Source organism: Variovorax sp. UC74_104 (assembly GCF_044055375.1).
Lineage (GTDB): Bacteria > Pseudomonadota > Gammaproteobacteria > Burkholderiales > Burkholderiaceae_C > Variovorax.
Genome location: NZ_CP171978.1, coordinates 4317801 through 4330317 on the forward strand (window position 1 = coordinate 4317801; position 12517 = coordinate 4330317).

Here is a 12517-nt window from a genome sequence, read left to right on the forward strand (position 1 = left end):
ATGCGCCGCCTCGCCGTACGCTGAAACCTGGGACCCGGAAGCCGGAGCGGATGCTTTCATGAAGCGGGGGAGTTCGTAGTGGCGACGCTGCGAGCATAGTGCCGGGGCATTGCGTCGTCGCTGACAATCGTGGCGTGTCCGCCACTCCCCAACACGCCGCGCCACCTGCGCATTACGAAAACTTCCCCGTGGCCTCCTGGCTATGCCCGCCGCACCTGCGCCCGCCGATCGCGGCCATCTATCACTTCGCACGCACGGCGGACGACATCGCCGACGAAGGCAGCGCATCGCCCACCGAGCGCCTGGCCGACCTGCGCGCCTACCGTGAAGAGCTGGCCGCGGCCGCCCGCGGCGAAGTGCGGCCCGAGTCGCGCTGGCCCCACGTCTTCGGCCCGCTCGCCCACAGCATCGCCCGGCACGGACTGCCCGAAGACCTGCTCGCCGACCTGCTGAGCGCCTTCGTGCAGGACATCGAGAAAACCCGCGACCGCGGCACCTACGCCGACCGCGCCGAGCTGCTCGACTACTGCCGCCGCTCCGCCAACCCCGTCGGCCGCCTGCTGCTGCACCTCTACGGTGTGCACGACGCCGGGGCCCTGGCCCAGAGCGACGCCATCTGCAGCGCGCTGCAGCTCATCAACTTCTGGCAGGACCCGAGCGTCGACCTGCCGCGCGGCCGCTTCTACTTTCCGCTGACCGACTGCGACCGGCGCGGCCTGACGCCCGAGAACTTCAAGGTCTTCGCGCCGCTGTCCGCCTCCGAGCCACCTCAGGAAGCTATCAATCTGATAGCAGTGATGGTCTACTGGGCGCGCGAGCTGATGCACCAGGGCGCGCCCCTCGTGCATCGCCTGCCGGGCCGTGCCGGCTGGGAGCTACGCCTGGTCGTGCAGGGCGGCCTGCGCATCCTCGACAAGATCGAGGACCTGGGCTTCGACACCTTCTCGCAGCGCCCCGCCATCGGCAAGCTCGACGCCCCGGTGCTGCTCTGGAAGGCCGTGCGGATGCGGAGACAATCACGCCCCATGAAAGCAGCGCCTCCCCGATGACCCCCGAGCAATACGTGCAAGACAAGGCCGCCGCCTCGGGCAGCAGTTTCTATTACGCCTTCCTGTTCCTTCCCAAGCCGCGCCGCGCAGCGATCACGGCCTTCTATGCCTTCTGCCGTGAAGTCGACGACGTGGTCGACGAGGTCAGCGACCCCGGCGTGGCCGCCACCAAGCTCGCCTGGTGGCGCACCGAGGTGGCGCAGTCGTTCGCGGGCACGCCGCGCCATCCGGTGATGCAGGCGCTGATGCCCCACGCCGCGGCCTACGGCATCGAAGCGCGCCAGCTCAACGAGGTGATCGACGGCTGCCAGATGGACCTGGACCAGACGCGGTACCTCGACTTCCAGGGCCTCTCGCGCTACTGCCACCTCGTGGCCGGCGTGGTCGGCGAGGTCGCCGCCCGCATCTTCGGCCAGACCGACGCCCAGACCACCGCCTACGCCCACAAGCTGGGCCTGGCGCTGCAGCTCACCAACATCCTGCGCGACGTGGGCGAGGACGCCATGCGCGGGCGCATCTACCTGCCGGTCAACGAACTGCAGAAGTTCGACGTGAAGGCGCACGAGATCCTGAACCGCGTGCACTCCGACCGTTTTGTCGAACTCATGAAGTTCCAGGCCGCGCGCGCCCACGCCGCCTACGACGAAGCGCTCGCCCTGCTCCCGCTGGCCGACCGCCGCTCGCAGAAGCCCGGCCTGATGATGGCCAGCATCTACCGCACCCTGCTGCGCGAGATCGAGCGCGACAACTTCCAGGTGCTGAACCAGCGGGTGAGCCTGACTCCGGTGCGCAAGTTCTGGCTGGCGTGGAAGGTACAGGCATTGGGGCGCATCTAGCGCCCGGTCAGATGGATGCATCCGAACTTTCGCATGTGGGCCTCTTCAGGGCGATCCTGAACTCCGACCCGAAGGCCAACCTTTTCCACGAACTGCTCTGCCCCTGGATGGAAAGGGAGCGCGGCTGGCTGACGGCGTTCGCACAGCAGACGTCGCCGGAGCCGATCGCCATCGAAGACTCCTGGCGCCTCTACGCGCTGTCTCGCATCAACGAGATCTTGTTGATGGCTTTTCAGCGGGGAACCTACGACAGTTGGGAAGGGCCGACGCTGACCTTGCTCGAGTACCTCGCGTTCATGACCGGCCTGGGTTTTCGCGTGGTTGACGAGCCCGCCTACTCGCCTTTTTTCCACGAGATCGTCGACATCGTCGAAGCCGCTCCTCTCCGGCCTCGCAGCGACTACATCGATCTTGAACGGATTGATTGGCCCGCACTCATGCTTGGCCCCATGATGTTCTCGCGCGCCGGTGTTGCCGTGTCCTGCCTGGCTGGCACGCTGAACCCTGAAATCGCAACATCGTCAACGCTGTACTGGGCGCATCGACGCAAGTTCCGCCGCCGTGAGGATCTGGCAGACGGCTGGGGCTCCAATTCGCAATGGCGAACGCAATTCAGGCGTGACTACATCGTGGGTGACAAGCTGCTCTTCAACGCAGATGGCAAGTACGACTTGAACGATCGCAATCAGGCGCTGCGCGAGGATGGATTGACAAGAAGCGAGCGCATCGAGCTTTTGACGTATAGGTGCTTCGTGAGATGCGCCAAGCCGGACGACGATCTGGCCCCCTACTACGACCGCGTGCTGCTTCCACGCGACTGTCAATGAGAACGACCGCCGTCATCGGCGCCGGCTGGGCCGGCCTCGCCTGCGCGGTGGAGGCCACGCGGCTCGGACATGCCGTCACGCTGTTCGAGGCGGCGCACACGCCGGGCGGGCGGGCGCGGCGGGTCGACAACATGCACGGGCTGGCGCTGGACAACGGCCAGCACATCCTGATCGGTGCGTACACCGCCACGCTGCAGCTGATGCGCGATGTGGGCGTGGATGTCGACGGCGTGCTGCTGCGGCTGCCTCTGTCGCTGCGTTTCGCCGACGGGGGCGGACTGAAGCTGCCGCGGCTGCCGGCGCCGCTCGATCTGCTTGCGGGCATCTTCACGGCGCGCGGCTGGACGTGGCGCGACAAGTCGTCGCTGCTGCGCACCGCCGTGGGCTGGAGGCTCTCGGGTTTTCGCTGTGAGCGCGGCACGACGGTTGCCGATCTCTGTGCCGGACTCACTCCGCGCGTGATGCGGGAACTGATCGAGCCGCTGTGCGTTTCCGCGCTCAACACGCCCGTGGCGCAGTCGAGCGGCGAGGTTTTCCTGCGCGTGCTGAAGGATGCGCTTTTCAGTGGCAGCGGCGGTGCGGACCTGCTGCTGCCGCGCGCCGATCTGGGCGCGCTGCTGCCGGATGCCGCCATCCAGTGGCTGTTAGAGCGCGGCGCAACCGTGCGCATCGGCACCCGCGTCCGCGCCATTTCATCCGAGGTCGGGCGATGGCTGGTCGACGGCGAAGCTTTCGATCAGCTCGTGCTGGCCTGCGCGCCCTGGGATGCCGCCCGGCTGGTGCGCGCGTCCAACCTGCCCGCGGACCCTTGGTGCGAGACCACCGAGGCGCTGCGCTTCGAGGCCATCGCCACCGTCTACGTGCGCGGCGCGACGACGCTCGCCGAGCCGATGCTCGCGCTTCGCAGCGATCCGGCCACGGCACCGGCGCAGTTCGTCTTCGACAGGAGCCAGCTCGGCGGCCTGCAAGGCGTGCTCGCAATGGTGGTGAGTGCGAACGAGGCGTCGCGCGAAGTGCTGGAAGAACAGGTCATTGCCCAAGCCGCCGCGCAACTGGGCCGAGCGAACCTGCGGCTCGTGCAGACCGTGGTCGAGAAGCGCGCCACCTTCGCCTGCACACCGGGCCTCGCGCGGCCGCCCTCGGCCATCGCACCAGGCCTGCAGGCCTGCGGCGACTATGTCGAAGGCCCCTACCCCGCCACACTCGAAGGCGCGGTCCTCAGCGGACTGGCCGTCGCGAGAGCATTGACGACACCATGACGACCGAACTGCGCTACCTCGACTTCGACTACAGCGAAGACACCGAAGGCCATGGCACCTTCGACGCGATGGCTTCGACCACGCCCGACAGGACGCCCGAGGTCCAGGCCGAGATCGCGCAGGTGCTGGCCTGGGCCGAAGCCGTGTTCCCCGATGCGCGCGGCGCACTCGAGGAAGGCGGTGTCTGGGACTACGACCTGCAGCAGGCGCAGGAAGAAGACGCACGCTTCGTCACGTGCACCCTCTCGCTCAGCGGCACGGCCGACTTCTGCGCGGCGCTGCGCGAGCAGTTCGCGCTCGACTGAAGAAGCTGAGAAAAGCGAATCAGGCCGTCTTGTTGGGCAGCCGCAGCAGGCTCAGCCCCAACAGCACGAAGGCGCCGCCCGACAGCTTGTTGAACAGCCGCGTACGGCGCGGGTCCGACAGTTGCCTGCGCAGCAGGCGCGCCAGCAGCACGTAGAACGCATGCGACAACACCGAGGCGGCTGCGAAGGTCGTCGTCAGCACAGCGAACTGCATGGCCAGCGGTGCATCCTGCGTGAGGAACTGCGGGAACAGCGCCGAGAAGAAAAGAATGCCCTTGGGATTGGTCAGCGCCACCGTCAGGCCATGCCCGAACAGACGCCAGCTCGAACGCGGCGAGGCCGCCGCCGAAGAACCCTGCAGATCGGCGAACACGCTGCCCTGGCTGCGCCACTGCTTGATGCCCAGATAGATCAGGTAGGCCGCGCCGGCCAGCTTGAGCAGCATGAAGGCATGGGCCGAGGTGGAGAGCACCACGCCAAGCCCAGCCATCGCGGCGGCCGACACCACGAACAGTCCTGTTGCATTGCCCAGCGAACTGATCATCGCGCGTCGCGGGCCCACGCTCATCGAATTCGAGACCGCCAGCAGCACGGCCGGTCCCGGCGTGAAGGCGACGAGCAGCGTGACGCCGCAGAAGATGAGCCAGTTGGAGAGATGCACTTCAGAGATCCTGCCCGGCGCGAAGCCGCAAGAAAGACGTTGAGGGACGAACGGGAAACTATAGTCAGCCCGGCGCCTCATCGCTGGCGCCGCGCCAATACCCCTGCGCGCCCCTCAACCCGACACCAATCGAACCACCATGGTCACCTGCTACCTGCGCTACATCGTCGATCCCTACAAGCTCAAGGAATTCGAACACTACGGCCGGCTCTGGATTCCGCTGGTCGAGAAGTTCGGCGGCAAGCACCACGGCTACTTCCTGCCGTCGGAGGGCACGAACAACGTGGCGCTGGCGATGTTCAGCTTTCCGAGCCTGGCGGCCTACGAGAAGTACCGCGCCGATTCGATGGAAGACCCCGAATGCCAGGCCGCGTTCAAGTACGCGGAAGAGACGCGCTGCATCCTCAGCTACGAACGCAGCTTCTTCCGGCCGGTATTTGGCTAACCCCCAGGCTGCGCGCACTTCGTGTCGCTTCGCCAACCCCCTTGCAGGGGGCAACACCAGCGGCCCGGCAAAGCCGGTTCCGCAGTGTTCCTGGAATGAACCAAGTTTCTTGTCGGACCCGTTGACGCCTCAGCCGTCGAGCGCCATGCACAGGGCGTGCAGGTTCGGCACGATCAGCTGCGGCCGCGCGCCGTGCACCCAGGGCCGCTCGTCGCGCACCAGCCAGGCGGCCTGCATGCCGGCGTTGAGCGCGCCGACCACGTCGAGCTCGGCATCGTCGCCCACGTGCAGCACGTCCTTGGGCAGCAGGCCCACCGATGCGGCAGCGGCGCGGAAGATGGGCGCGTGCGGCTTGCCGCTGCCGAAGGCGCGCGCATTGAAGGCGGTGCGGAACCAGCGGCCCACGCCCGTCTTGTGGATGTCGGCGTTGCCGTTGGAGATGGCCACCAGCGGATAGCGTTCGCTGAGCCACTTCAGGGCAGGCAGCGCGTCGTCGTACAGCGTCACGCGCTGGCGCTCGGCGAAGAAGGCATCGAAGGCCGGCTCGGCCAGCGCCGGGTCTTCGCCCGCGCGAGTGAGCGCGGTGCGGATCGACTCGCGGCGCAGCGCGCTCAGGTCGTGCGCAAGATCGGAACGCTCCTTGGCAGTGGCTTCGCGCAGCTCGCGAAGGATGCCCGGGGTCATCAGCAGCGTGGCCGTCTTGGGCGCTTCGCGCAGCAGCCATTGGTGCAGCACGGCCTCGGCGCGTTCGATGGTGGGCCAGATCGGCCAGAGGGTGTCGTCGAGGTCCAGCGAGATCGCCGAAATACGCTTGAGGTCCAGAGGCTTGAGATCGAGAGGCGCGGCGCCTGTGGGCACCGGGGAAGCGGAAGTCATGCCCGAGAATATCGCATGCCTTCGACCCACGAGAACGCCGCCCCGAGTACCCCCGGTTCCCTTCGCACCGCCGTGCTCTGGTGCAACCTGGGCTCTCCCGACGCCCCCACCGCCGCCGCCGTGCGCCCCTACCTCGCCGACTTCCTGGGCGACCCGCGCGTGGTCGAGATTCCGAAGGCGGTCTGGGCGCCGATCCTGCACGGCATCATCCTTCGCACGCGCCCGGCCAAGTCGGCAGCCAAGTACGCGAGCATCTGGATGCGCGAAGGCTCGCCGCTCAAGGTATGGACGCAGAAGCAGGCCACGCTGCTGGCCGGATGGCTCGGCGAGCGCGGCCACCGCGCGACGGTGCGCGACGCGATGCGCTACGGCAGCCCCTCCATCGCCTCCCGGCTCGACGCGCTGCAGGCCGAAGGCGTCGGCCGCGTGCTGGTGCTGCAGGCCTACCCGCAATACTCGGGCACCACCACCGCGAGCGTGATCGACGCCGTGAACGCCTGGAGCCGCAAGCAGCGCCGCGTGCCCGAATTCCGCTTCGTCAACGACTACCACGACGACCCGGCCTACATCGACGCGCTGGCCCTGAGCATCGAAAAGCACTGGAAGACCGAGGCTCGCGGCGAAGTGCTGCTGATGAGCTTCCACGGCATTCCCGCGCGCAACATCGCACTGGGCGATCCTTACCAGGCGCAGTGCCTCGAAACTGCGCGCCTGCTCGCCGCGCGGCTCGGTCTTTCGAGCGCGCAGTACCGCGTGACCTTCCAGTCGCGCTTCGGCAAGGCCAAATGGCTGGAGCCTTATACCGAGCCCACGCTGCGCGAACTCGGCGCGTCCGGCGTGAAGCGTGTCGACGTGGTGTGCCCGGGCTTCCCGGCCGACTGCCTCGAGACGCTGGAAGAAATCGCCATGGAAGGCCGCGAAGCCTTCCTGCACTCGGGAGGCGAAGCCTTCAGCTACATCCCCTGCCTCAACGACAGCCCCGCATGGATCACCGCGCTCGCGGGCATCGCCGAACGCAACCTTGCCGGCTGGCCCACGCAGACGGCGCCCACTGCCCGATGAAGAAAGACCTGCACGAAGCCAACCGGCTCTCATGGAACGCGGCCACCCTCGCGCACAACAGCCACAAGGGCGACCAGGCTGCCTTCTTCCGCAACGGGGGCTCCACGCTCTTTCCAGAGGAAGCCGGTCTGCTCGGCGACGTGAAGGGCCTGTCGGTGCTGCACCTGCAGTGCAATGCGGGCCAGGACAGCCTGAGCATCGCTCGCATGGGCGCCGATGTGACGGGCGTGGACATCTCCGACGAAGCCGTCGACTTCGCGGCGCGGCTGTCGCAGCAGTCGGGCATTGCGGCGCGTTTCGTGCGCTCGGACGTCTACGACTACTTCCGTGATGCGCAGGCACGCGGCGAGCGCTTCGACATCGTGTTCTGTTCGTACGGCACGCTCTGCTGGTTCTCCGACATCGCCGCCTGGGCCCGCGGTGTGGCGCAGATGCTCAAGCCCGGCGGACGCTTCGTCATCGTCGAGTTCCACCCCTTCGCGCTGGTGTTCGATCAGGACTGGAAGTTCCACTACGACTACTTCAACGAGGCCGCCGTGCCCGAACAGGGCGTGAGCGACTACGTGGCCGAGTCCGGCGACGGCCTGGTGCGCGAAGGCTACGAGCGCGGCGTGGAGAACTTCAGCAACCCGCATCCGAGCTTCGAGTTCACCTGGGGCGTGGGCCAGGTGACGACCGCGCTGTCGCGGGCCGGCCTCGTCATCGAGCAGTTCGACGAGTATCCGTACGCCAACGGCTGGAAGCCCTTCGAGGGCATGCGCGACATCGGCGGGCGCCGCATGGCGCCGCCCGAGGGCATGCCGCGCATCCCGCTCATGTATTCGATCTCCGCCCGTAAGCCATGAAAAATTTCCACGCCCGGTGCCTCGCCGGCCTGCTCCCGCTGCTGCCCCTGCTGCCCTGCGCGGCCGCAACCGCGGACGTGCCCAAGGGCGTGTGGGAAGGCACGCTCGGCACCAAGGCCATCGTGGCCTGCTTCAATGCCGAGTTCCGTAGCGGCAGCTACTTCTACAAGCAGTACCGCAAGGCGATCCCGCTGAGCCGCACCGAGAAGGACAGCTTCTGGCACGAAGCCGGCGACACCGGCCTGTGGTCGCTGGACCCGGCCAAGGGCAACACGCTGACCGGCACCTGGAAGAACGTGAAGGGCACGCCCGTCACGCTGCCCATCAAGCTGGACCTTGCCGATGCAACGGGCGGCGACCGGGCCTGCGGCAGCGACGGCTACGCGGGCCAGCTCGAAGCGCCGCCGAAGATCGAAGTCGGCAAGAAGGAGGAATACGCGCCCGGCCGCAGCTTCCGTCGCCTGCGCTTCGCGGGCCAGGAAACCGTCGAGCTCTCCGGCCCCGAGCCCACGCTGGCGGCCATCAACCGCGAACTGCGGCGCGACTTCGACACCAGCAAGGACGCGGTCAAGGCGTACTTCGACAAGCGACGCGAATTCCTCGACCGCGTCGGCGTGCCTGCGGAGGACGAGAACACTGCCGAGCCCGAGTACTGGACCTCGCAGTGGCTCAGCATCCGCAACTACACCTGGGCGGCCGGCATGGGCCGCAATGGCATCTCCTGGTTCTATCGCACCTGGGACCTGCAGACGGGCAAGCAGGTCGATCCGTGGTCCTGGTTCGGCCTGCGCTCGCTGTCGAAGTCGCGCCCGACCGAGGGGCGAATATCCGGCACCGGAGGCGGCTCGATGCCGCCGAAGCTGCGCCGCTTCCTGTTCCGCTACGCGGGCATCGACGCGTCGAAGGCCGAGGACAACTGCCAGTCCAACCACGAAGAAGGCGCCTACTACGACCTGACGCTGGAAGCCGAGGGCATGCGCTTCGCCCAGCCCGCCCGTGGCAACGGCTGCGAGATCGAGGTCGAAGTGCCCTACGCCGATCTCGACCCGGTCCTCACGCCCGCAGGCAAGGCCGCGGTGCGGCGCATCGTCGAATCGGGCAAGTAAAGCTGGCTCAGCCCGGGCTCAGGCCGGCGGCCTGCGCGCCAGCAGCGCCTCGATCGCGGCCTCCATCTCGGCGTACTCCCCTTCGCCGAAATGGCGCCGCATCACCTGCCCGTTGCTGTCGGCGAGGTAGAAGGTCGGCCAATACTGGTTGTTGTAGGCCTTCCAGGTGCTGAAGCCGTTGTCCTGCGCCACTGGGTAGCGGATGCCGAAACGCTGGATCGCGTCCTGCACGTTGCGCGTCGACTTCTCGTAGGCGAACTCGGGCGAATGCACGCCCACCACCACGAAGCCCCGCTCCTTGTACTTCTCGTACCAGCCCACCACGTAGGGCAACGTGCGGATGCAGTTGATGCAGGAATAGGTCCAGAAATCGACCAGCACCACCTTGCCCGCCAGGCCCTGCATGGTGAGCGGCTCCGAGTTGAGCCACTTGTCGATACCGGTGAACTCGGGAGCCTTGCCGTAGTCCCGCAACCCCGGCGACGCGGCCAGCGCGCTGCGCACCGGCCACGCACCGCCCACGGCAGCCGCGAGCGCGGAGGAGCCGACGGCGAGTCCCGAGAACGCCCTTCTGGACAACATCTTCATGATCGCGAACCTCGCTCGAATGTCAGACCGAAAGCGGTCAGGCTCGATTGTTCGCGGCGCACGCCGGGCGTGCGCATGTGTCACGGCAATTTGAACTTTGTCCCGGCGGCGTGAAGGCCGCCCGGGTCAGAACTTGCCCAGATAGTCCAGCTTGCCGATCGGCATGCCCTTGTGGCGCAGCACGTCGTAGGCCGTGGTCACGTGGAAGAAGAAGTTGGGCAGCGCGAACTGCAGCAGGTAGCGCTGCGCCGTGAAAGTCGCCTCGCCTTCGCGGGTCTTGATGGTCACGGCGCGGTCCTCGTGGCCGTCGATCAGGGCGCGATCGACGCCCGCCAGGAAGTCCTGCGTCTTCGCGATGCGCGCGACCAGGTCGTCCCAGGTCTTCTCCTCGTCGGCAAAGCTCGGCGCGGTGATGCCGGCGATGCGGGCCGTGCCCAGCTTGGAGGCATCGCTCGCGCGCTGGATCTGGCCGACCAGCGTGAGCATGTCGGGCGCGAGGCGCGCATCGACCAGCGTGGCCGGGTCGATGCCGTTGGCCTTCGCGTGCGCGAGGCTCTTGTCGAGGATATGGGTGAGTTGGCCGAGTCCGCGCGTGAAGACGGGCACGGACAGGTCGTACATCGAGAGCGCCATGGTGTTCGAGGCCTTGTCTCGGCCTTGTGGTTGAGGTGGGCGGCGATTGTCACGCCGCCGCAGCCTCAGCGGCCGGCCGCGCGGATAAACCCCTCGATGGGCTCAAGTTGTTCGGGCACGTTGAGCGCGGGCGCGTGACCGCAGGCAGGAACTTCGATCACCTGCAGCCTGCCGGCCGCGCCGGGGCCGCGGCGCTTCATTTCCTCGACCACGCCGGGCAGCACCAGGTCTGACTCGGCTCCGCGCAGGCACAGCACCGGCACCTCGATGGCGTCGTAGTGCGGCCAGATCAGGTAGTCGTTGTCGTGCGCGCTGAACTGCCGGACCATGGCCGGGTCGTAGTGCGGCGTCACGCGGCCGTCGGGCAGGCGGCGCGTGGAGGTCTCGGTCAGGCGGCGCCATTGAGCGTCGCTGAGCCAGCCGTAGGGCTTGTAGACCGTGCGGAAGAAGGCCTCCAGCTCGGCCACCGTATCGAAGGCGGGCGGACTGCCCGCATAGGCACGGATGCGCTCGATGGCTGGCTGCGCCAGCTCGGGCGCGTTGTCGTTGAGCACCAGGCTCGCGATGCGCGCCTTCATGCGCGGCTCGAAGAGGCCCGACGCGCAGACGGTGCCGATGGCGCCGCCCATCGAGGTGCCGACCCAGTGCACGCGCCCGAGCCGCAGCTCGTCGCACAGCGCGTTGGCGATGCGCGCATAGAACGCGAGCGTGTATTCCTCGTCGGGCAGCGGGCTCCATTGGCTCAGCCCACGGCCGATGGTGTCGGGGCAGATCACGCGGAAGCCGCGCGAGGCGAAATGCTGGGCCAGCTCGTCCATGTCGCGGCCGGTGCGCGCCAGGCCATGCCAGGCGATGACCACGGGGGCCTCGGGCGCGCCCCATTCGAGCCAGTGGATCTCGCGGCCCGCGAGCTGGGCGTAGCGGGACAGGGGAATGTGGTTGTCGCTCATCGCGTTGCCCTTGCTCGCAGTTTTCCGACGATGCCGGTGGGGAAGTAATAGACGGAAAGAACGAACAGCACGCCCAGCCACAGCAGCCAGCGGTCGGGCGACAGCAGCGCCGCCAGCCACGGCAGGCCACTGGCGGCCTCGTTGCCGATGCGCAGCAGGTCCTGCAGGTAGCTCTGCGCCACCACGAAGAGCACCGCGCCGATGGCAGCGCCGTAGATGGTGCCCATGCCGCCGATCACCACGATCAGCAGCACGTCGATCATGATCTCGAAGCTCAGCGAGGTGTCGGGCCCGTTGTAGCGCAGCCAGATCGCGAGCATCGCGCCGGCCAGCGTGGCGAAGAGCGCCGACAGCACCGCGGCCGTGGTGCGATACACCACCACGCGGTAGCCGATGGCCTCGGCGCGGAACTCGTTCTCGCGTATCGCCTGCAGCACGCGGCCAAAGGGCGAGTTCACGATGCGCAGCAGCGCCAGCACCAGCACCACCGCCGCCACGAACAGCAGGTAGTAGCACAGCAGGCGGCCGTCGAGCGAGACGCCGAGGAAAGGCTCTTCGGCGAACTCGAAGCTAGGCGAGATCAGCTCCGGCAGCTTGAAGGTCAGGCCGTCCTCGCCGCCGGTGAAGTCCGACAGCTGCGAAGCCAGCGTCTGGAAGGCCGAGGCCACGGCCAGCGTGATCATCGCGAAGAAGATCGCGCGAACCCGCAGCGAGAACAGGCCGATGGCGAACGACAGCACCAGCGAGATCGCCAGCGACGCGCCCAGCCCCACCAGCACCGAGCCCCAGTTGGGCCCGAGCCGCGAGGCCGAAATGGCGATGCCGTAGGCCCCGATGCCGAAGAACATGGTGTGCGCGAAACTCACGATGCCCGTGTAGCCCAGCAGCAGGTCGAAGCTGGCCACCAGCACCACGAACACCAGGATCTTGGCCGCGACGCTCAGCGCCTTCACGCCGGGGAAGATGAATGGCGCGAAGGCCAGCGCGACGAACACCGCCAGCAGCAGCACGGCGAGCAGCCGGCTGCGGGGCATGTCGTTGGAGAGGAGTCGTTTCAGGAACATGTTTTCTTCCT

At 67.5% G+C, this 12517-nt stretch carries 15 protein-coding genes; 9 read left to right on the forward strand and 6 right to left on the reverse strand.

The genetic code is table 11. The features are described 5' to 3' along the window. The first annotated feature begins 134 nt into the window (after positions 1-134). The 5 genes from hpnC to ACHMXA_RS20295 are packed head-to-tail and all read left to right on the forward strand — an operon-like array spanning position 135 to position 4276. On the forward strand, positions 135-1049 hold the full coding sequence (gene hpnC / locus ACHMXA_RS20275) for a squalene synthase HpnC (RefSeq protein ID WP_176666632.1): 915 nt from the start codon (positions 135-137) through the stop codon (positions 1047-1049). Then, the gene (hpnD, locus tag ACHMXA_RS20280; protein WP_176666633.1) at positions 1046-1885 is read left to right on the forward strand and encodes a presqualene diphosphate synthase HpnD; all 840 of its coding nucleotides are present in this window, start codon (positions 1046-1048) and stop codon (positions 1883-1885) included. The genes hpnC and hpnD overlap by 4 nt, the downstream gene beginning before the upstream one ends. Positions 1886-1896: 11 nt before the next feature. Beyond that, entirely contained in the window at positions 1897-2712 is an 816-nt protein-coding gene (locus ACHMXA_RS20285; protein WP_176666634.1) for a hypothetical protein, read from the forward strand. Continuing rightward, positions 2709-3971, forward strand: coding sequence for a hydroxysqualene dehydroxylase HpnE (gene hpnE, locus ACHMXA_RS20290; protein ID WP_395316280.1), 1263 nt, complete (start codon positions 2709-2711; stop codon positions 3969-3971). The genes ACHMXA_RS20285 and hpnE overlap by 4 nt, the downstream gene beginning before the upstream one ends. Next, entirely contained in the window at positions 3968-4276 is a 309-nt protein-coding gene (locus ACHMXA_RS20295) for a hypothetical protein (protein WP_176666636.1), read from the forward strand. The genes hpnE and ACHMXA_RS20295 overlap by 4 nt, the downstream gene beginning before the upstream one ends. Positions 4277-4295: 19 nt before the next feature. Here ACHMXA_RS20295 and ACHMXA_RS20300 read toward each other — a convergent pair whose 3' ends face one another. Beyond that, positions 4296-4937, reverse strand: coding sequence for a LysE family translocator (locus ACHMXA_RS20300; RefSeq protein WP_176666637.1), 642 nt, complete (start codon positions 4935-4937; stop codon positions 4296-4298). 139 nt (positions 4938-5076) lie between these two features. Here ACHMXA_RS20300 and ACHMXA_RS20305 point away from each other — a divergent pair, with 139 nt between their 5' ends. After that, positions 5077-5382: an NIPSNAP family protein gene (locus tag ACHMXA_RS20305; RefSeq protein WP_176666638.1), complete on the forward strand. Its 306-nt coding sequence runs from the start codon at positions 5077-5079 to the stop codon at positions 5380-5382. A 129-nt stretch (positions 5383-5511) separates the two neighbouring features. On the opposite strand, the gene ACHMXA_RS20310 is transcribed toward ACHMXA_RS20305, so the two are convergent. Then, on the reverse strand, positions 5512-6258 hold the full coding sequence (locus ACHMXA_RS20310) for an HAD family hydrolase (protein WP_176666639.1): 747 nt from the start codon (positions 6256-6258) through the stop codon (positions 5512-5514). Between the two features lie 15 nt (positions 6259-6273). Here ACHMXA_RS20310 and hemH point away from each other — a divergent pair, with 15 nt between their 5' ends. Genes hemH through ACHMXA_RS20325 form a run of 3 tightly spaced genes read left to right on the forward strand, consistent with a single transcriptional unit; the run spans position 6274 to position 9271 of the window. Continuing rightward, on the forward strand, positions 6274-7320 hold the full coding sequence (hemH, locus tag ACHMXA_RS20315; protein WP_176666640.1) for a ferrochelatase: 1047 nt from the start codon (positions 6274-6276) through the stop codon (positions 7318-7320). Beyond that, positions 7317-8165, forward strand: coding sequence for a bifunctional 2-polyprenyl-6-hydroxyphenol methylase/3-demethylubiquinol 3-O-methyltransferase UbiG (locus ACHMXA_RS20320; protein ID WP_176666641.1), 849 nt, complete (start codon positions 7317-7319; stop codon positions 8163-8165). The genes hemH and ACHMXA_RS20320 overlap by 4 nt, the downstream gene beginning before the upstream one ends. Further along, on the forward strand, positions 8162-9271 hold the full coding sequence (locus ACHMXA_RS20325) for a hypothetical protein (protein WP_176666642.1): 1110 nt from the start codon (positions 8162-8164) through the stop codon (positions 9269-9271). The genes ACHMXA_RS20320 and ACHMXA_RS20325 overlap by 4 nt, the downstream gene beginning before the upstream one ends. A gap of 18 nt (positions 9272-9289) precedes the next feature. Here ACHMXA_RS20325 and ACHMXA_RS20330 read toward each other — a convergent pair whose 3' ends face one another. The 4 genes from ACHMXA_RS20330 to ACHMXA_RS20345 all read right to left on the reverse strand — a co-directional run bounded on the left by ACHMXA_RS20330 (position 9290) and on the right by ACHMXA_RS20345 (position 12506). Next, entirely contained in the window at positions 9290-9853 is a 564-nt protein-coding gene (locus ACHMXA_RS20330; RefSeq protein WP_176666935.1) for a thioredoxin family protein, read from the reverse strand. 132 nt (positions 9854-9985) lie between these two features. Then, complete coding sequence (locus ACHMXA_RS20335) at positions 9986-10492, reverse strand: DUF1993 family protein (RefSeq protein WP_176666643.1); 507 nt, start codon at positions 10490-10492, stop codon at positions 9986-9988. Positions 10493-10557: 65 nt separating this feature from the next. After that, on the reverse strand, positions 10558-11442 hold the full coding sequence (locus ACHMXA_RS20340) for an alpha/beta fold hydrolase (protein WP_176666644.1): 885 nt from the start codon (positions 11440-11442) through the stop codon (positions 10558-10560). Next, positions 11439-12506 (reverse strand): branched-chain amino acid ABC transporter permease, encoded by a 1068-nt coding sequence (locus ACHMXA_RS20345; RefSeq protein ID WP_176666645.1) that lies wholly within the window; start codon positions 12504-12506, stop codon positions 11439-11441. The genes ACHMXA_RS20340 and ACHMXA_RS20345 overlap by 4 nt, the downstream gene beginning before the upstream one ends. Positions 12507-12517 lie beyond the last annotated feature (11 nt).

Bases quoted from the DNA above. Each gene is read 5' to 3' on its own strand.
- hpnD (WP_176666633.1), top strand. From the start codon at position 1,046: ATGACCCCCGAGCAATACGTGCAAGACAAGGCCGCCGCCTCGGGCAGC.
- ACHMXA_RS20285 (WP_176666634.1), top strand. From the start codon at position 1,897: ATGGATGCATCCGAACTTTCGCATGTGGGCCTCTTCAGGGCGATCCTG.
- hpnE (WP_395316280.1), top strand. From the start codon at position 2,709: ATGAGAACGACCGCCGTCATCGGCGCCGGCTGGGCCGGCCTCGCCTGC.
- ACHMXA_RS20295 (WP_176666636.1), top strand. From the start codon at position 3,968: ATGACGACCGAACTGCGCTACCTCGACTTCGACTACAGCGAAGACACC.
- ACHMXA_RS20305 (WP_176666638.1), top strand. From the start codon at position 5,077: ATGGTCACCTGCTACCTGCGCTACATCGTCGATCCCTACAAGCTCAAG.
- ACHMXA_RS20310 (WP_176666639.1), bottom strand. From the start codon at position 6,258: ATGACTTCCGCTTCCCCGGTGCCCACAGGCGCCGCGCCTCTCGATCTC.
- hemH (WP_176666640.1), top strand. From the start codon at position 6,274: ATGCCTTCGACCCACGAGAACGCCGCCCCGAGTACCCCCGGTTCCCTT.
- ACHMXA_RS20320 (WP_176666641.1), top strand. From the start codon at position 7,317: ATGAAGAAAGACCTGCACGAAGCCAACCGGCTCTCATGGAACGCGGCC.
- ACHMXA_RS20325 (WP_176666642.1), top strand. From the start codon at position 8,162: ATGAAAAATTTCCACGCCCGGTGCCTCGCCGGCCTGCTCCCGCTGCTG.
- ACHMXA_RS20330 (WP_176666935.1), bottom strand. From the start codon at position 9,853: ATGTTGTCCAGAAGGGCGTTCTCGGGACTCGCCGTCGGCTCCTCCGCG.
- ACHMXA_RS20335 (WP_176666643.1), bottom strand. From the start codon at position 10,492: ATGGCGCTCTCGATGTACGACCTGTCCGTGCCCGTCTTCACGCGCGGA.
- ACHMXA_RS20340 (WP_176666644.1), bottom strand. From the start codon at position 11,442: ATGAGCGACAACCACATTCCCCTGTCCCGCTACGCCCAGCTCGCGGGC.
- ACHMXA_RS20345 (WP_176666645.1), bottom strand. From the start codon at position 12,506: ATGTTCCTGAAACGACTCCTCTCCAACGACATGCCCCGCAGCCGGCTG.